The following is an 18,964-nucleotide window of genomic DNA, read 5'->3' as shown; positions in this document are numbered from 1 at the left end:
GAGGAGGAGTATAGAATATGGAGGTTGTAAAGAGCTGCTCGAATTACATTGGCGGAGAGTGGATGCCGCCGCAATACGGAGGAACGACGTCAAGCGTCAATCCTGCCAATCGGGAGGAAATCGTGGGCCAAATTCCGTTGTCGACGAAAGAAGATCTCGATAGAGCCGTGGCGGCGGCGAAAGGAGCGCAGGGAGCCTGGCGCAAGCTCGCCGGCTCGCAGCGCGGCGCGTTCTTATTCAAAGCGGCGGATGTGCTGGAAAGGCGACTGGACGAGATCGGCCGCATAATGACGCTGGAGATGGGCAAAACGCTGACGGAAGCAAAGGGGGAAACAGCGCGGGGAGTAGCAATACTGCGATATTACGCCGGAGAAGGCATGAGAAAGATCGGCGATGTCATCCCCGCGACGGACTCCGATGCCTTTATGTTCACGACTCGCGTTCCGCTTGGCGTAGTCGGCGCGATTACGCCTTGGAACTTCCCCGTGGCCATACCGATCTGGAAGCTAGCTCCAGCTCTGATCTACGGCAACGCGGTCGTGTGGAAGCCGGCCTCCGAGACGGCTGTCACCGCGGCGCTGGTTATGGAATGTTTCCACGAAGCCGGGCTGCCAAGCGGCGTCCTGAATCTGGTCATCGGGAGCGGCAGAGAGATCGGGCAGGGCTTGGCAGAGCATCCCGACGTGCAAGGCATCACGTTTACAGGTTCCAACGGGACCGGGAAGGCCGTGGGGCAGGCTGCGTTCGCGCGAGGGGCGAAATATCAGCTGGAGATGGGCGGCAAAAATCCCATCATCGTAGCTGCCGATGCGGATCTGGACCTGGCGATAGATGCGACCATCAGCGGCGGCTTCAAGTCCTCGGGACAAAAGTGCACGGCGACGAGTCGCGTGATCGTCGTAAAGGATATCTATGACAGCTTCCGCGACAAACTGGTCGAGAAAGCGGCAACGCTCCGCGTGGGGAACGGCTTGTCGGAGTCGACGTGGCTGGGACCGTGCGCGAACGAGAAGCAATACGAGACGGTTCTCGACTACATTCGGACCGGGGTCGAGGAGGGAGCGACGTTGGCGCTCGGCGGGACCAAGCCCGAGGATGAGGAGCTTCGCAACGGCTACTATGTTACGCCTGCGATATTCGAGAACGTCACTTCGCGTATGGCAATAGCGCAAGAGGAGATATTCGGACCCGTGCTGGCCTTGATTAAAGCGAATGATTTGGCCGATGCGATTGAACTGGCGAACGATGTTCCATACGGTCTTAGCGCTTCGCTGTACACGAAGGATATCGCCAGCGCGCTGGCTTTTATTCAGGATATGGATGCCGGGCTGGTCCGCATTAATGCAGAGACGGCTGGCGTAGAGCTCCAGGCGCCGTTTGGCGGCATGAAAGCGTCCAGCTCCCACACCAGGGAGCAAGGACAGGCGGCAATTGAATTCTATACCTCGATAAAGACGGTATTTATGAAACCGTAATCGACTTCCAGCCATGAGGAGGAGCAAGTCATGCTGCATAATGATTGGTGTAAAATCGCGGAGCCCGGAGGAGAGGAAGTCTACAGGATTGCCACCCATGCTTCGGGTCCGGTCGGTTCGTTGCCGCTTACGCCGGAGTTGCTTCGAGAGTCCCCAAGCGGGGACTTGTTCGGCTGGTCGCAAAATGTCGGGATGGGGCTTTCGCCATCGCGCCTGGGGGGTCAGGAAGTGCTGCTCTTAAGTACGCTTGGCGGCATACGTCGGGATGATGGCAGACCGGTAGCGTTAGGTTACCACACGGGGCATTGGGAAGTCGGGCTGCTGATGCAGGCGGCAGCCGAGGAGATCAGCTCCGCAGGCGGAGTCCCGTTCGCCGGATATGTCAGCGACCCGTGCGACGGCCGGTCTCAAGGAACTGCAGGCATGTTCGATTCGCTGCCTTACCGAAATGATGCCGCGATCGTACTTCGGCGGCTTATCCGTTCGCTGCCGACCCGCAAAGCCGTCATCGGCGTTGCCACTTGCGACAAGGGACTGCCCGCCATGCTGCTAGCTCTTGCAGGTAGCCCTTCGCTACCCGGCATCATCGTGCCCGGAGGCGTTACTCTGCCGCCGACGTTCGGAGAAGACGCGGGCAAGGTACAGACGATCGGCGCGCGATACGCAAACGGAGAAATGACGCTCGAAGAAGCGGCGGATATGGGGTGCCGGGCATGCGCTTCGCCGGGCGGCGGCTGTCAGTTCCTCGGGACGGCGGGAACATCCCAGGTCGTGGCGGAGGCGCTGGGATTGACGGTCCCTCATGCTGCATTGGCGCCATCGGGACAGGAGGTATGGACAGAGTTGGCCCGTCAATCGGCAAGGGCTGCGATGTCCGCCGCAAAGCAAGGACTTACCGTTGGAAAGGTGTTGACCGATGCTTCTATCCGCAACGCCATGATCGTTCATGCCGCCTTCGGGGGTTCGACGAATCTGCTGCTGCATATCCCGGCGATTGCGCAGGCCGCGGGTCTTCGCGTGCCCAATGTAGCCGACTGGGCGGACATCAATCGCAGCGTGCCTCGTCTTGTCAGCGTATTGCCTAACGGCCCCGTTCCACATACGACGGTTCGCGCATTCCTGGCGGGCGGCGTGCCGGAAGTCATGCTCCGTCTAAGGGGACTCGGGCTGCTGGAGGAGTCGGCGCTCACCGTATCGGGCAAGACGTGGGGCGAAGTGCTGGATTGGTGGGAGTCGTCCGAGCGAAGAAAACGAATGCGGGAGGTGCTGCTCCGCTCCGACGGCATCGACCCCGAAACGGTCATCTATACGAAGGAAAGCGCCAGAGCGGCTGGAATGGCTTCAACCGTAACGTTCCCGATCGGCAATATCGCTCCGGAAGGTTCGGTCATTAAGTCGGCGGCAATCGACCCTTCGGTCGTAAGCGACAACGGTATATACAGGCACCTGGGTCAAGCCAAAGTGTTCACGACCGAGCGCGCCGCGATAAAAGCGATAAAAACAGGGGGGATATCGGCCGGCGACGTGTTGGCTTTGATCGGCAGGGGGCCTAGCGGGACGGGGATGGAAGAGACGTACCAGCTTACTTCCGCTCTGAAACATTTGCCATTTGGCAAAAAGGTATCCTTGCTCACGGATGCACGATTCTCCGGCGTGTCGACCGGTGCATGCATCGGCCATATCGGCCCTGAGGCGCTGGCTGGCGGTCCTGTGGCGAAGCTGCGCGATGGGGACTGGATCGAGATTGTTGTAGACCTGAACCAACTCGAAGGCAGCATCAACTTCGTAGGCGAGGGGGAAGAGCGCTTCGACGCAGTCGAAGGGGCTAGGCGGTTGTATGAACGCCCGGCTCATCCCTTGCTTTCACCCGATCCGGATCTGCCTGACGATACGCGTCTGTGGGCCGCGCTCCAGGCAGCCAGCGGCGGAATTTGGCGAGGCGGCGTCTACGACGTAGATCGGATAGTCGAGTTGTTGGAAGCGGGAAGAAAAGCGTTGAACCGATAGTCTCTACCACAAGGAACAATTTAGAAGCGGTTGTCCCGTCCGGGAACAACCGCTTTGTATTTTGCGCAATAATATTTGACCACGCCATAGGTTTTCTCAACTACAAATAAAACGCTTACAAATAGGTAAACAACGGGTAAGCATGTAAAGAGTTGCACATTGTGGCTCGTTGATCTAGCACATATACTGAAAACGTATACAAGAGGGAGCTCCTGCAAGACTATATGAACTTGGGGGGAAGAACGCATGGATAAGCATTGGAGAAGCAGAGGATTGAAAGGGCTTACGATTCTGCTGCTGGCATCGCTTGCGATTACAGCCTGTTCAAGCGGGAACGAAACGCCTGCAAGCACGGCAAAGCCTACGGCGACGGCAGGGAGCGGAAACGGCGGCAATGAAGGTCAAACCAATACGGACGGCGGAACGAATGACGGACCGTTCGGCAAATACGATCCGCCGATCGAGGTTTCCTTCGTACGGCATCTAAGCGATGTGGTCGAGAACAACGTATTGGGCGTCCTGAAAGACGAGACGCTGGAGGATAACCGCTGGACTCGCGCGTACGAAGAAGAGCTTGGCATTAAAATCGTCAACGATTGGGTTGTGAAAGGCGATGTCAGCTCGGATCAGTACCTGCAAAAGATCAATGTGACGCTCGCCTCGGGAGATCTTCCAGATTTTATCCCTGTCAACGCGACTCAGCTCAAGCAGCTTGCGGATTCCGATCAGATCGAAGACATGACGGGAATTTTCGAGAAGTATGCTTCTCCTATGTTAAAGGACGCGCTCACTCAAGAGGGCACCAGCCCCTTCGACGCCGTAACCCTGGATGGCAAGCTGATGGCGGTTCCGCTTGTCGAGGCATCTATCGAGCGCTCCATGTTCGTCTGGATCCGCACGGATTGGATGGAGAAGCTCGGTTTGCAGCAACCAAAGACAATGGCCGACGTTCTGGCGATTTCCAAAGCGTTTACGGAAAAGGATCCCGACGGCAACAACAAGGCGGACACGTACGGCATCGGCTTCACCAAAAATGTATGGGGCGGAGCGATGGGGCTGGAAGGCTTCTTTGCCGGATTTAACGCTTTCCCGAACATTTGGCTGGAAGATGAATCCGGCAAACTCAAGTTTGGCAGCATTCAGCCTGAAGTTAAAAATGCGCTTCAAGCGCTTCAGGATATGGCCAAGAATGGTCAGATTGATCCCGAGTTCGGCATTAAAGACGGCGGCAAAGTATCCGAGCTGATCGCGGCCGGCAAGATTGGCATGCAATACGGCGAACAATGGAATTCGATTTATCCGCTTCAACTCAACAAAAACAACGACCCCGATGCAGAATGGCAGGCTTTCCCAATCGTTACTGAATCCGGAGAGATGGCGAAGGTGCCGCTTAAATTCAGCACGACGCGATTCTTTGCGGTTAAGAAAGGAACGAAACATCCGGAAGCGCTTATCAAGCTCTTTAATATGCACATGGAGAAAAACTGGGGAGAGACGGGAGATTTCGATTACTATTTCGCGCCGCCAGAGGCAGAAAGCGTATGGCAGTTATCGCCTGTCACCCCTTACCCGCTGAAAAAGAATGTCGAGGCGTTCCGCGACATCGATGAGGCCCGCAAAAGCGGCGATATGTCTAAGCTGATTGGGGAAGCAAAGACGATTCAAGAGAAAATGGAGTCTTACTATTCCGGCTCCACAGAGGGCTTTGCGCTTTGGGGCTGGGAGCGAATCTACAGCGAGCAAGGCTCCATGGGAATAACGGATCAATACGACAAAAACAATCAGTTCCTGCTTGAGAAGTTTGTCGGAGCTCCGACGCCGACGATGGTGGAGCGCAAAGCTACGCTGGAGAAGCTGCAGAACGAAGTGTTTGTCAAGATTATATTGGGCGATCCCATTTCAAACTTTGATAAATTCGTTGATGACTGGAATAAACTCGGCGGAGAACAGATTACGAAGGAAGTCAACGAATGGTACGCGGCAACAAAATAAAGAGAAAAGAATGGCGAAGCAAGGAAGAGGACAGAGGTCGAATAGGTTGCAGCCTCTGTCCTACTTGCTTCCTGACCGAATAGGAGGGACAACATCCAATGGGAGCCAAGACAAGGAGAGAGCTGCCGCTTCATTTGATGATCGTGCCGGGGCTTGTCTTCATCATACTATTCTCTTACGTCCCCATGGCCGGCATCGTAATCGCATTCCAAAAGTTCATCCCCGCCAAAGGTCTATTCGGCGACCAACAGTGGGTCGGGTGGTCCAACTTCGAATATGTCATGCATTTGCCCAGCTTCTCGCAAGTGCTGTTAAATACGCTATTGATTGCGGGCTCCAAGCTTATTCTTGGTTTGCTTGTGCCGATTGTGTTCGCGATTCTGCTTAACGAAGTCAAGAACGCCGTGCTTAAGCGCACGGTGCAGACGACCATCTATTTGCCTTATTTCCTTTCCTGGGTCGTGCTCGGAGGCATCCTGGTTGATATCTTGTCCCCATCGGGCGGAATCGTGAACGGTCTGCTAACGTCGCTGGGATTGCCCAAAATCTTTTTCCTCGGCGATAACGACTGGTTCCCTACGACTTTGATTGGGTCAGACGTCTGGAAGAACTTCGGCTATGGAACGATCGTTTACCTCGCGGCCATTACCGGGATCGATCCTGGCTTGTACGAAGCGGCAACGATCGACGGCGCCAATCGATGGCGCAAGATCTGGCATATTACGTTGCCTGGCATGAGGATGGTTATCGTCCTCCTGTCCGTACTGAGCTTGGGGCAGCTCCTAAATGCCGGGTTCGATCAAGTGTTTAACCTGTACAGTCCTCAAGTATACGAAAGCGGAGACATTCTGGACACCTTTGTCTACCGAATTGGCTTGCTGGACGCGCAATATGGCGTTGCAACTGCTGTTGGGTTCTTTAAGTCGATCGTGTCGCTGATTCTCATTTCCGCTTCTTATTTCTTCGCATACTACTTTGCTAGATACCGAATTTTCTAGGAGGAGAGAAGCCATGAATCAGCAGTCATCCGTAAGCACTTCCCGAGGAAGCGGCAGGAAGCGCCAGTGGTTTCCGATTGTCAATACAGTCATTCTGGTGCTGGTAGCGGCGCTCTGCATATTCCCGCTCATTCATATTATCGCCGTTTCCTTCAGTTCCAGTACGGCAGCGGCTGCTGGGCACGTCAGGCTGTGGCCCGTCGACTTCACGCTGGCATCGTACGAATACACGGCAAGCCGGGGAGAATTCTGGCAGTCTATGTGGGTGTCGTTAAAACGCCTTGCGTTCGGAACTCCGTTGAATCTGCTTCTGACGATTCTAGTCGCTTATCCGCTCTCGAAGGAGTCACATGCTCTGCGTCTGCGGCTTGTGTATGCCTGGTTATTCTTCCTGACCATGCTCTTTAACGGCGGACTGATTCCTTGGTATGTTACCCTCAAGGAATACGGTTTGCTGAATTCGATATGGGCGCTCGTGCTTCCCGGAGCCGTTCCGGTTTTCAGCATCATTCTGCTGCTTAATTTCTTTCGAGAGGTGCCAAAGGAGCTGGAGGAAGCGGCGCTGATCGACGGCGCGGGCCACTGGACGACGTTATGGCGCATTTACGTGCCTATCTCGAAGCCGGCGCTTGCAACACTCGCTCTGTTCTCCATGGTGGAGCATTGGAACAGTTGGTTCGACGGATTGATCCTGATGAGCAATCCATCCAATTATCCGCTTCAGAGTTACATTCAGACGATCGTCATTCAACAGAACCTGTCCAACGTGTCCAGGGACGATCTGCTGAACCTCGCGAAAATTTCCGATCGAACGCTGAAGGCTTCGCAGATATTCCTGGGTTCGCTGCCTATCATTATGGCGTATCCGTTCCTGCAGAAATATTTTGTCAAAGGAATCGTCCTGGGGAGCGTTAAGGGATGACTGGAGAAATCTAGGGACAGAATGTTGAACATTCGTTACAATGAGGGAAAACGGTGGAGGCGACGCTGTTGTTCAATCGCCAGGATATCTCGCTTAGAAATTCCATTTTTTCGCGACTGCTGATTACCTTTCTGCTTATCATGCTCCCTATGTGGTCGTTCGGGGCGTACATTTATAACTGGATCGTGCAGACCGCCCGCGAGGACATATCCAAGACGGCGGTCTCGCAGATCGTTTATTACCTCTCGGACATGGAGAACGAAATTGAACGGATAAAGCTGCTCCAGTACAGCCTGCTCGAAGATGAACACTTGAACGAACTGGCGCTGACCTGGGAAACGATGGACACGATCGAGCGGATGGAAAATATCAATTTATTGCTGAAACGAGTCTATACGATCCAGAACAGCAGCCATTACATTGAAGACGTCAGCGTGCACATTGCTCCTATCGGCAAGACGCTGTCCGTCGATGGGGCGCGCGAGTTCGACGCGGAGCGGTTTTACGGGATTCGCTCCGTGTATGGGCACGGATCCCAGATTATCGAATGGAAGGGCAGCCTGCACCTGAGCGCGTACAAGCCCGGGGGGAGAAAAGATGCAGAGCCGCTGTTTACCGTAGAGATCGCGCTTGACAGCGGGGTCATGCGAGAGGAATTGAACCAGTTCAACCTCTACGCTGACAGCGGGGTCATGCTCGTGCATGGACGGGATGGCGTAGTTATTACCAATGGGGCAGGAGCCTTTCCAGAGCAAGATATGCCCGTTTTCCTGCAGCAATCCCGAGACAGCGAGGAACTGAAAACGGACGCAGTAAAGTTGTCCAATATGCGCTTCTATTATATGCACGCGAATTCGGAGAAGCTGAACTTCTCCTTGTACCGGTTCATTCCGGAACGAGTATTCCAGGAACCGCTCGACCGGTTCTACTCTTGGGCATGGTTGTTTCTCATTCTATCGCTTGGAATCATAGCCGTTTACGCTCTATCGACGTACAAATTCATCCACAAGCCCTTATTAACGTTCGTCAAGAGCTTCAGAAGAATGGAGAATGGGGACCTTGACATCTTTATTGATCATGCCTCGAAGGACGAATTCCGCTATCTGTACGGCCGCTTTAACCAGATGGTCGCCAATCTGCGTTCATTGATCGATCAGGCTTACAAGCAAAAGATATTGGCGCAGCGCTCGGAACTCAAACAGCTTCAATCGCAGATCAATCCCCATTTCCTGTACAACAGCTTTTTCATTTTAAACACGATGGCGAAGACGGGAGACGTCGAGCGCATCGAGCAATTCACGACGTTATTGGGCAAATACTTTCAATTCGTAACGCGCAACGCTTCCGACAATTTGTCGCTGGAGCATGAGATCTCGCATGCGAGAATGTACACGGAGATTCAGGAGCTGCGTTTCTCGAGGCGTATTAAGGTGGATTTCCAGGAGCTTCCTTCCGAACTTGCGCCTATGCAGGTGCCCCGTCTGATCGTACAGCCCATCATCGAGAACGCGTTCGAGCACAGCCTGGAGAAAAAGGCGTACGACGGACTGATAGTGGTTCGCTTCGAATGGGATGACGAAGAGGTTAGAGTGATTGTGGAGGATAATGGAGATCGCTTGTCTGACGAGGAATTGGCTAGAATCATACATTCGTTGAAGCATGACGAAGACCAAAGCGAGATTACAGGGATGGTCAACATACATCGACGTGTCCGTTTGACGCTAGGCGATGGAGGATTACAGGTGTCAAGAAGCGGGCTCGGAGGATTAATGGCGACGCTGAGGCTGCCTAGGGAGGGGGGAGAACAAGATAATCCGATTACTAATCGTAGATGACGAGGAAATTATTACGGACGGTCTATACGAGGTGCTTAGCAAGCTGGATCTGGAGCTCGATCTGTATAAGGCATATTCCGGACAGGAGGCATTGCTATGGCTGCGGAGGACCCGATTCGATATCGTGCTCTCGGACATCGCCATGCCGGAGATGGACGGTCTAGCCTTAATGAACGTCATCCGCTCCGACTGGCCGCAATGCAAGATGATTTTTTTGACCGGCTACAGCCATTTCGAGACGGTATACCAGGCGGTTCAGTGGCCGGGTATCCGTTATTTGCTTAAGAGCGAAGGTTACAACAAACTGATCGAGACCGTTGGACTAGTCGTTGGCGAGATTCAGGAAGAGCTGCGAACGGCTGCGCTTCTGCAGAGTTCCAAGGCAAGCCGTAATGCCTTCGACACGCTCGCTGCAGGCAATTACGTGCGCCATCTCCTGTTCGAAGGCGGAGGGGACGAGACGATGGAGGACAACTTCGTTAGACTGCGCATCGAATTCGAACCCTGCGCTCCCGTCCTCATCGCTCTCGGCAGCTTGTCCGCCACAGAGGCGCACCGCTACTATGCCGATCGTCAGGAGACGGCGCTGAGCGTTAAAATTTTATCCGATTCTTATCTGGAGGAGAAAAGCAGATGCCTTGGCGTCATCGATCGTTACGGCGATCTGATCTGGCTCTTTCAGCCGACCGATCTAAGTCTGCCGTTCTCGCTCTCAACGGAATCAGAGCAGGAGGATAACAACTTCGAGCGTCTGTCCACCTTCCTGGAGGGAACGTTCGAATTGATTCAGGAAGCCTGCCGGCAGTCGCTAGGCATTCAGTTGTCCGTTACGCTGGCGAAGGAGCCAACGAACTGGAAGCAGCTCCCCACTGCTTACGATAAGCTCCGAGAAAGGCAGCACTTGCGTGCGGGAGACGGGACAACGATGGTGCAATCCGTGCGTTTGAGCGAGGAGGGAACGGCCGATCAGTTACGCCTTCGCTTCCCGAAGGAGAAGACGGAGACGCTGGCGGCACATTTGGAGGGTGGCAGAAGAGAGGACTTTCTTGGGTTGTTTAACGAGCTTACGCTGTCTGCTACGGAGGGAGGATGGACATCGGCTTACGCCACGGAGCTGTATTATTCCATCGCCCTTATCCTGCTCTCCTACTCCAATCGTTGGGGAGAACGAGAGAAGCTGCCGATGTCTGCAGGGGGCTTGATGCAATTGGAGGCGTATCCCTCCTGGAAGGAGCGGTTCGGCTTCCTGAGAAGCGCGGCGGAGGAACTGTTCGACAGCCGCCGGGACGGGGAGCATAACCGGGCCGTCACGGCTATTGACAAGATTAGCGCTTATATTGACGAACATATAGCGGAGGACTTGTCGCTCGTCCGTCTGGCTGACGAGATCCACTTTAATCCTTCGTACCTCTCGCGCTTGTTCAAGCAAGAACGGGGAATGAAACTGTCGGAATATATCGAGGATGCCCGGTTTGCCAAAGCGAAGGAGCTGCTTATGCGTACGGAAATGAAGATCGCGGAGATCGGTGCCAGCGTCGGCTACGAGGCGCCTCATTCCTTTACTCGAGTATTCAAGAAGTGGACGGGGATTTCCCCGCATGAATTTCGCGAACAAGCCGGCAAGCGGAGAGAGGCATAGACATTAATGAACAGCTGGGATATGAAACGACAATATAAACAATGCAGCCCAGGAGTACGCCTCCTGGGCTGTTCTGTGCCTCTAGCCCTTCACACCGCCAACGGTGTTACGACCCGGTTAGTTAATTCCCCAAATAAGCTCGTTCCAATTCCGCAATGTTGAACTTCTTCATCTTTAGGAATGCTTTCGTGACGCGGTCACGCTGCTCCGGTGTGCCTTCGTTCATCATCTTGTCTAGAGCGGCGGGCGAGATTTGCCACGAAACGCCGTATTTGTCTTTCAGCCAGCCGCATTGCTCGGCTTCGGGAACGGCGGACAGCTTGTCCCAATAGTAGTCGATTTCCTCCTGCGTCGTACAGTCGACCAGCAAGGAAATCGCCTCATTGAACTGGAACGAATGTTCATGCGCGCTGTCCATGGCCGTAAACCAGGTGTTCTCCAGCATAAAGTCGGAGAACATGACGTCCCCCTCGCGGTCTGGCTCCATACCGGAGGCATAATGAACAAGCGTACCGGGCATCGCGTTGCGGAAGACTGAGAGATAAAACTCGCGGGCTTCCTCCGCCTTGCCGCAGTTGTCGCCGACAAACATCAGGGAAGGGATAATCGGTGGGCGCGGCTCCCCGTGCGGATTTGTTAATATGAGCTGCCAGTTGACTCCGAATTTGTCCTGTATCCAGCCATACCGCTCGCTAAACGGGTATTTGTCCAGAGGCATGAGAGGAGCTCCTCCATCGGATAACTTGTTCCACGCCTCTTCGAGCATTTCTCTGGCATTTGGTTCCCGCGACGGATCGAAATTAACGAAAAACGAAATCGACGGGTTTAACTTGAAGAGCGGCCCTGCAGAGATAGCCATAAACGGATGCCCCCAAACCGTAAACGAAACGATAGGTGCATCTCCGGAAGGCGTATCGTTTAAGATCGTCGAGCTGGTTATTTCGGAATGCGGGAAAACGGAGCAATAGAACTCAGCCGCTTCCTTTGCTTCTTTGTCGAACCACAAATGCGGAATGATCGGTTGCGCAAGACCATTATTAGCATCGCTCATCAGTATTGCCTCCCAATTCGTTAATGAAGTGCCTAATACGCCTTGATTATAGCACATACGTTCGTATGAATCCACCGGCAATAACGCTAGAGTTTTGAAACGATATATGGCAGAATTGAAAGTAGTTCAGCCTATACCAGAGCAACGATTCATCTATCTGGAAGCAAACAAAGCTTTAGACTGTGATTATGACTTGAAAAAAAGGAGCGATCTTTTAATGAGTAAAGTTGTCCATCGAGTAGCTTTCATCGGATGCGGGAAACGGGCACATGAACATGCAATTGGCATCAAGGCTGATAACAGATGCGAAGTGGTGGCATTTTCAGATTTATCGGCGGAGTCAGCCGAGAGGTTAAAAGCAGATTTTGAATTCCAAGGCAATATTTATACTGAATATAAAGTTATGCTTGAAAAAGAAAAACCGGATGTCGTTTTAATTTGTTTGTGGACGCCGTTGCATCTTCCCGTTTTTCGTGATTGCGCCGAAGCTGGAGTTAAAGCTGTGTTATGCGAAAAACCGATGTCTCCTACTTGGGGAGAATGTCAGGAGATGTCGCGGATTGCAGAAGAGACGGGCTGCCAGCTAACCTTTTCCTTGCAACGTCGTTTTGCGGAAGGGAACAAATTAGTACGACAGTTACTTAACGATGGAAAAATTGGTCAACTTGTCAGATTGGACCTGTACTCTCCGCAAAACCTGCTGGATTGCGGGATCCATACGTTTGATCAAGCGCTTAGCTTTTTAAACGAAACTCCGGCAGAATCTGTTTTAGGCGCAGTCGATACAACAAGTATACTAAATTGGTTTAATGTTCCCTCCGAATATGGGGCGTCCGGACATATCGTTTTTGCCAATGGCGTTCAAGCCAACTTATACTGCGGACCTGTAGATACATGGGAACCGACGGATGATATGACAAAAGTTTGGGCTGGAGTTCGTCTCTATGGTACGGAAGGATTTATTGAAGTGATGTGGGATGGCCAAATCATCAGAGGGGTTAACTACAAGGATCCTTCCTGGCGTCCGGAAATGATTTTATCGTCCATGTCCGAACAGATGAAGGCATACGTCCAGCATGCATTAGATTGTTTGGAAACGGGGATTGAATCAGAGGTTTCCCACCAAAAGGCACTCCGTGCTTCTGAGATCACGTTTGCTGTTTTTGAATCGGTGCGTCAACATGCAAGAGTAGAATTGCCCCTAACCGGTGTAACGGATAGTCCGTTTATTACAATGTTAGAGAACGGCCAATTTGGTCAAGGAAGAGGTGCGGAATAATGTTTAAGAAACCTAAACTTGCTTTAATTGGTATCGTGAACGAAGAAGCAAAACAAGATTTCTGGGGAACCATGCAGCAAATCGCAAACATTGGTTATGAGGGCATTGAGGGCGGTCAGTCCTTGCTTACAGGCCATGTACAAGAAAACGTGGATAGATTTCATCAATTGGGGCTCCAAGTCGCAACTCACAGTATCAACAAGGAACAAATGCGCGATCAAAATGAGTTGGACACAATAATCAAAGAGGCGCACTTGTTGCAAACAAAGGATGTCACATTCTGGTGGGATGTGGTGGACACGAGGGAGCAATTGCTTCAAGATGCCGAACTATATAATGCTGTTGGCGCCAGATTAAAGTCGGAAGGATTGCGTTTTTGTTACCATAACCACGCACATGAATTTCAAAACGTTTTTAATGGCATCTATTCTTTAGATATTTTAGCCGAGTATACAGATCCAAGTCATCTCTATTTTCGATTAGACGTTGCATGGATTACGCTCGGCGGAGCCGATCCGGCACATATTCTACGCAAAATGGCTGGTCGTGTACCCGCTATTCATTTAAAAGACGTTTACGGAGTTGACGAAGTCGGCAAGTGGACGGCAGTAGGTACAGGCATGGTAAAGATTGAGGAATCTATTGCTGCAGCCAAAGAGATCGGGGTTGAATGGATGACAGTCGAGCAAGATCAACTTCGTAACCTTACTGGAATGGAAACGGCGACGGTCAGCTATTTAAACTTGAAGGAGAGAGGTTTGCTGTAAGGAAGGGTTACATGGCAATACAAATAATGACAATGGGAGTAGATTCCTTTGAAAAATCAAATTCGAGTAGGGCTTATTGGATATGGTTTTGCCGGGAAAACATTTCATGCACCTGTAATTACATCAGTGCCAGGTTTAGAACTGTCCAAAGTAGTGGAACGCAGAAGTCGGTTGTCCAAGTCGCGATATCCATGGATTGAGGTTGTGAGCAGCGTTGAGGAATTGTACAGTGATCCGACCATTGATCTTATTGTCGTGACCACTCCTAGTACAAATCATGTGGAATTTACGCGAGATGCCTTAATGGCTGATAAACATGTTGTTGTTGAAAAGCCATTTACGGCTACAAGTCAAGAAGCCATACAGTTAATAGAGTTAGCTAAGGAAAGAAACAAAGTACTAAGCATATTCCATAATAGGCGTTGGGATGGAGACTTTTTGACCGTCAAAAGTATCGTTGAACAAGGTTTATTAGGCAAACTATCTGACTGTGAATTCCATTGGGATGGTTTTAATCCCGTTATGAAATCAGACAATTGGCGTGATAAAAGGGGTCCCGCTACAGGCGTTTTTTATGATTTAGGCAGCCATTTCATCGATCAAGCTGTACAGCTTTTTGGTACACCGGATACAATAACCGGCGATATTCGCATTACTAGGGATGGAGGGATAACAGATGACTACTTCGATGTTTCCCTTGGCTATCGCCATAATTTAAAGGTTGTACTAAAATCATCCCGGATCGTACGGGAGCCAAGTCCAAGATACACCCTTCATGGCAGTAAAGGATCTTTTGTCAAGTACGGGATAGATCCGCAAGAGGCTGCATTAATTGCGGGGGAGAGTCCAAGCGATTCTAAAAACTGGGGCAAGGAAGACCCCGAAAATTGGGGAACCATTCATACATCCATAGGGGATTTGCATGTCAGGGGATTGGTCGAAACCCAACCAGGCGCTTATACTTCTTATTATAATAATGTCTACAAACACATACTCGGAGAGGAAGAATTGGCAGTCAAACCCGAGGAAGCATTAAGAACGATTCAATTGATCGAATTAGCTTACAAGAGCCATAGAGAGCAACGTACAATCCGGATCGGGGACGAAATCAATGACTGAAAAAAATACAATATTCCCTTTTCGAACCGCCCTTAATACATCCACTTTATTCCCGTACAATCTTGATATTCTTCAGCAAATAGAACTGGTTGCCGAGGCCGGTTATGATGGGATTGAACTTTGGATAAAAGATGTTAAGGCATATGTAGACAGCGGAGAGAAACTGTCTTCGCTAAGGCGAGAGCTTGATCGATTAAAACTTGCACCTGTTAATGCAATAGCTTTTTTTAAATGGTGTGATCAGGATCTGCAAACGAGAAAAGAAGGGCTGCGTCAAGCCGAAGAAGAAATGGAGATGCTAGCTGCTATTGGATGCCCTGCAATTGCCGCACCGCCTTTTGGCGATGTCAGTCATTTAGATGCCGCAGCAATCGCAGAATACTTCTCAGACTTAAAGGCAATCGGACGTAAGGCAGGCGTCGAGCCTTACCTTGAGTTCTGGGGGAGAGCTGAATATTTATCTACTCTGGAGCAAGCCAAACAGATTGTTGATCTTCAAGCAATGAGTAAAATGCTCATTGACCCGTTTCATATGTATACGGGAGGGAGTAATCATGAACTGTTAGGCTCCCTTACAGCTGACCAAATCGGGATCGTTCATGTCAATGACTACCCCGGCGAGCCATCCCGTTTGATCATAAACGATGAAGAGCGTCTGTTCCCGGGAGAAGGCATTGCGCCTACTAAACATATCGCGGCGACACTGCATAGTATCGGATATAGCGGGTATCTATCTTTAGAACTTTTTAAAAAGAGCTACGCGGGACGAAGCGCATTAGAGACGGCGAAGTATGGATTGAACTCGATTAAGACCGCTTATAGCGTAAACGCAATTCATTCTTAATAAAACATTGAATATACAATTTTGAGTCTGTGTGATGAGAGAAAGCTCAAAGTCGGTGTCCGTCCTATTTAGGTCGGTGCTTGCTTGCACTTTCTCTTTTTATTTTCACAAAAAAAATGGGGGCGATTGGGAGACGGAAATGTAAGCAATGATAGAAAGCAAGCTGGGTTTTTCAAGACTTTAATGCTTAATAAGTTAGCAATTTAATAAACTTTTTTTAACAGCTCAAAAACTTCTTCTATCGTGAGGCCAAATGATTTGTAATAGGAAGTGTCGATCATCATCTGCTCCAGGATCGTTTTATTGCGTTTTTGAAGCATCTCATCGGGTGAGAGCTCGGTGACAAAACATCCTTTGCCGGTAACGGTATAAATTAAACCGCATCGTTCGAGCTCTTCCCAAGCCTTTTTCACGGTAATGATGCTGACCCGAAGCTCCGTGGCCGCTTGTCGGATAGGCGGCAAGCTATATCCGCCTCCAAGTTCGCCTTTAAGAATTTGAGCGCTGATTTGTTCGAATAGCTGTTGATAGATGGGTTTCTCGGATGTGTTCGAAATCGCAATGTTCATTATATATCCACTTTCTCAAACCTTTTGTTGGCTATAGAATAAGCTATTATCGTAAATATTGCAAAAATCGCAATGCCAATAAGCAAGATGGAGAGTTGAACAGCTAAATTGTCAGCGCCGGCTCCCTTAAAAAGATCAGACACAAACGAATTCTGTATGCCAAGCCATTCTGCGCCTGCGGCAAACAGGATAGCGGCTGTAATCGATGCAACCGATGCCGCGCCGTATTTATACGCCGTCTTGAAATACATAGGGATTAAAATGATATTAAAGATTGCCAGCATGACGAAACATAACCCCCAGAAACCAACGGATGGCTCATAGAAATAGTAGATCAGATTCGGATATAAGCGAACGCTAATCAGGCCATATATAGCGGCGACAACCACATGCAATAGTTCCAGAATGACAATAAAAGAGACCTTTGCTTTTACCATGTCCGATTTCGTTACTGGCAGCATGCTTGTAAACATTAAATCGTTTTGACTTTTGAATCCTCCTAACATATTCGGTACCGTAATAAAACAAAAGTACAGGAGAACAAGGAAATAAAGCCATGCCGGAACTAACATTAAGGCGCCTGTCAAAAAGGGCAGCACATAAAAAAACGGATTTACGCCTAACTTTAATTCTTTCTTCAATAAGTTATACATGCATATTCTCCTTTCTCGAGAAATAAATCATAATCTCCTCCAAATTGGGCACGGCGAATTTAACATCTACAGACGGATCAAAGTCTTTGGTATGAATCAAGCCTGTGAATCCGAAAGAATTTATTTTGTAGGCAATGAGCCGGTCTTTGAACAAATCCAACTGCTCTTTTTTGCCATTTAGCAAACGATACGCATCGACAAACTCTTCTTTCTCGGCGCTGTTGATAATTTGGCCGTTGTGGATATAGGTAATATAATCGGCGCATTTCTCCAAATCGGATGTGATATGGGTTGAAAAAAGGATGCTGATTTCGCCGTCTTGCACTAGCTCCTGAAAAATATCCAGCAGATTGTCCCGGGCAGCCGGATCAAGTCCGCTTGTCGGTTCATCCAGAATAAGAAGTTTTGCGCCGTGCGACAAAGCGAGGGTTAGGCTGTATTTAACTTTCATTCCGGTTGAAAGTTCGGCTATTTTTTTGTCTTCGATCAAATTGAATTTTTTCAGATATTTGTAGTAGGTGTCATCATCCCAATTGCGATAAAACGGTTTGATCACATTCGTTAACGTTTTGATTTTACTGCGGGTATAGAAATTAATGTCGCCGAATGCGGAGCCGATTTCTTGTTTCAATTCGACTTCGTGTTCGGTCATGTTTTTGCCCAAAATATTGATCTCGCCGCCATCCATGCGACTCAGATTCAAAATGGATTTGATGGTGGTTGTTTTACCCGCGCCATTGGCTCCGATAAAGCCCATAATATATCCTTTTTCCAGTTGGAAAGATACGTCTTTTAATTGAAAGTGTTCATATTTTTTATTCAAATTTTTGATATCCAATGCAAGCATACCGTTACCCTCCGCTCTAAATTGTGTATGTTGTGCATACACAATATATCACCGGGGGAGTTCAAGTGTCAATTCCTATTTCGTGAAGAAAATAAACCTAGGTTAAGGAAAACCCTCTCTTTAAGTTCTACACTTTAAGAGGAAGTTCAAAAAGTCCAATTTTGATTACGAAGTAAATATTTGAACTCGCAATTTAGGTAAGAAGGGGGAAATTATTATGAATCCATCAGGACATACCGTATTGATTACCGGCGGCGCTTCGGGAATCGGATTGGCTTTGACCGAGCAGTTCTTGAGGCATGGCAATAAGGTGATCGTCGCAGGCCGCAGCGAAAGCAAGTTGTCCGAGATGAAGTCGCGATATCCGGAAGTACATGTCATTCGGTGCGACATCAGTCAGGAAGGGGATATGAACAGGCTTGTGAAGTGGCTGAGCGAAGAGCATCCCGATCTAAGCGTGCTGATTAACAATGCGGGAATTCAATACAACTACGCTTTCAACGATTGGAAGGCACTTGATACTGACGGAAAAATCAAGGAGGAAACGGAGATTAACTTGATCGCGCCGATCAGACTTATCGCCCGACTGCTGACGCTGCTTTCCCGTCATCAGGAGGCTGCTATCGTCAATATTTCATCAGGGTTGGGCATCGCTCCCAAGAAGTCCGCCCCGGTGTATTGCGCGACGAAAGCCGGTCTGCATGTATTTACGAAAGCGCTCCGGTATCAATTGGAGTCGACTCCCGTAAAAGTGTTTGAGATTATTCCGCCGATCGTTGACACGGCCATGACGAGCGGCAGGGGGAGAGGTAAAATATCCGCCGATCAACTGGCCGCGGAGTTTTGGCGATCGTACCGCCGCGACCGGTTGGAGGTAGCTATCGGCAAAGTCAAACTGCTGACTTGGCTTAACCGATTGGCTCCGGGGGTAGCCGAAGCTATTTTGAAAAACAGCTAGCCTGCTAGA

Annotated in this window: 16 protein-coding genes; 12 read left to right on the top strand and 4 right to left on the bottom strand. The window is 50.2% G+C overall.

The window, feature by feature from the left end; all coding sequences use genetic code 11:
- Positions 1–17 precede the first annotated feature (17 nt).
- The 7 genes from gucD to KJW29_RS14340 all read left to right on the top strand — a co-directional run bounded on the left by gucD (position 18) and on the right by KJW29_RS14340 (position 10,868).
- A complete protein-coding gene (gene gucD, locus KJW29_RS14370) occupies positions 18–1,475 on the top strand; it encodes an alpha-ketoglutaric semialdehyde dehydrogenase GucD (RefSeq protein ID WP_214630290.1) in 1,458 nt (485 codons plus the stop codon).
- A 30-nt stretch (positions 1,476–1,505) separates the two neighbouring features.
- Positions 1,506–3,482: a YjhG/YagF family D-xylonate dehydratase gene (locus KJW29_RS14365; RefSeq protein ID WP_214630289.1), complete on the top strand. Its 1,977-nt coding sequence runs from the start codon at positions 1,506–1,508 to the stop codon at positions 3,480–3,482.
- A 246-nt stretch (positions 3,483–3,728) separates the two neighbouring features.
- On the top strand, positions 3,729–5,474 hold the full coding sequence (locus KJW29_RS14360) for an extracellular solute-binding protein (RefSeq protein ID WP_214630288.1): 1,746 nt from the start codon (positions 3,729–3,731) through the stop codon (positions 5,472–5,474).
- Between the two features lie 98 nt (positions 5,475–5,572).
- Positions 5,573–6,472, top strand: coding sequence for an ABC transporter permease (locus KJW29_RS14355; protein ID WP_214630287.1), 900 nt, complete (start codon positions 5,573–5,575; stop codon positions 6,470–6,472).
- A 13-nt stretch (positions 6,473–6,485) separates the two neighbouring features.
- On the top strand, positions 6,486–7,394 hold the full coding sequence (locus KJW29_RS14350; RefSeq protein ID WP_214630286.1) for a carbohydrate ABC transporter permease: 909 nt from the start codon (positions 6,486–6,488) through the stop codon (positions 7,392–7,394).
- A 53-nt stretch (positions 7,395–7,447) separates the two neighbouring features.
- Positions 7,448–9,229 (top strand): sensor histidine kinase, encoded by a 1,782-nt coding sequence (locus tag KJW29_RS14345; protein ID WP_246608722.1) that lies wholly within the window; start codon positions 7,448–7,450, stop codon positions 9,227–9,229.
- A gap of 31 nt (positions 9,230–9,260) precedes the next feature.
- On the top strand, positions 9,261–10,868 hold the full coding sequence (locus KJW29_RS14340) for a response regulator transcription factor (RefSeq protein ID WP_246608721.1): 1,608 nt from the start codon (positions 9,261–9,263) through the stop codon (positions 10,866–10,868).
- A gap of 121 nt (positions 10,869–10,989) precedes the next feature.
- Here the strand turns inward: KJW29_RS14340 and KJW29_RS14335 are convergent, their stop codons facing one another.
- Positions 10,990–11,919, bottom strand: coding sequence for a VOC family protein (locus KJW29_RS14335; protein ID WP_214630285.1), 930 nt, complete (start codon positions 11,917–11,919; stop codon positions 10,990–10,992).
- Positions 11,920–12,025: 106 nt separating this feature from the next.
- On the opposite strand from KJW29_RS14335, the gene KJW29_RS14330 reads away from it, so the two are divergent.
- From KJW29_RS14330 to KJW29_RS14315, 4 genes are read left to right on the top strand one after another with little or no spacing between them, the layout of a single operon-like run.
- On the top strand, positions 12,026–13,198 hold the full coding sequence (locus KJW29_RS14330; protein WP_214630284.1) for a Gfo/Idh/MocA family protein: 1,173 nt from the start codon (positions 12,026–12,028) through the stop codon (positions 13,196–13,198).
- Entirely contained in the window at positions 13,198–13,965 is a 768-nt protein-coding gene (locus tag KJW29_RS14325; protein WP_214630283.1) for a sugar phosphate isomerase/epimerase family protein, read from the top strand. The genes KJW29_RS14330 and KJW29_RS14325 overlap by 1 nt, the downstream gene beginning before the upstream one ends.
- A 48-nt stretch (positions 13,966–14,013) precedes the next feature.
- Positions 14,014–15,084, top strand: a complete 1,071-nt coding sequence (locus tag KJW29_RS14320) for an oxidoreductase (RefSeq protein ID WP_214630282.1) — start codon at positions 14,014–14,016, stop codon at positions 15,082–15,084.
- Complete coding sequence (locus KJW29_RS14315; RefSeq protein WP_214630281.1) at positions 15,077–15,928, top strand: sugar phosphate isomerase/epimerase family protein; 852 nt, start codon at positions 15,077–15,079, stop codon at positions 15,926–15,928. The genes KJW29_RS14320 and KJW29_RS14315 overlap by 8 nt, the downstream gene beginning before the upstream one ends.
- 203 nt (positions 15,929–16,131) lie before the next feature.
- Here the strand turns inward: KJW29_RS14315 and KJW29_RS14310 are convergent, their stop codons facing one another.
- From KJW29_RS14310 to KJW29_RS14300, 3 genes are read right to left on the bottom strand one after another with little or no spacing between them, the layout of a single operon-like run.
- Positions 16,132–16,497, bottom strand: a complete 366-nt coding sequence (locus tag KJW29_RS14310) for a GntR family transcriptional regulator (protein ID WP_187101038.1) — start codon at positions 16,495–16,497, stop codon at positions 16,132–16,134.
- The gene (locus tag KJW29_RS14305; RefSeq protein WP_214630280.1) at positions 16,497–17,150 is read right to left on the bottom strand and encodes an ABC-2 transporter permease; all 654 of its coding nucleotides are present in this window, start codon (positions 17,148–17,150) and stop codon (positions 16,497–16,499) included. Before KJW29_RS14305 ends, KJW29_RS14310 begins: the two co-directional genes overlap by 1 nt.
- Positions 17,143–17,997, bottom strand: coding sequence for an ABC transporter ATP-binding protein (locus tag KJW29_RS14300; RefSeq protein WP_214630279.1), 855 nt, complete (start codon positions 17,995–17,997; stop codon positions 17,143–17,145). Before KJW29_RS14300 ends, KJW29_RS14305 begins: the two co-directional genes overlap by 8 nt.
- 217 nt (positions 17,998–18,214) lie before the next feature.
- Here KJW29_RS14300 and KJW29_RS14295 point away from each other — a divergent pair, with 217 nt between their 5' ends.
- Complete coding sequence (locus KJW29_RS14295) at positions 18,215–18,955, top strand: SDR family oxidoreductase (protein ID WP_214630278.1); 741 nt, start codon at positions 18,215–18,217, stop codon at positions 18,953–18,955.
- Positions 18,956–18,964: the final 9 nt, after the last annotated feature.

It is taken from the genome of Paenibacillus agaridevorans (assembly GCF_018604145.1).
GTDB classification, from domain to species: Bacteria; Bacillota; Bacilli; order Paenibacillales; family Paenibacillaceae; genus Pristimantibacillus; species Pristimantibacillus agaridevorans.
The sequence above is the reverse complement of the archived record's forward strand: the minus strand, read 5'-3'. Positions and strand labels throughout refer to the sequence as shown.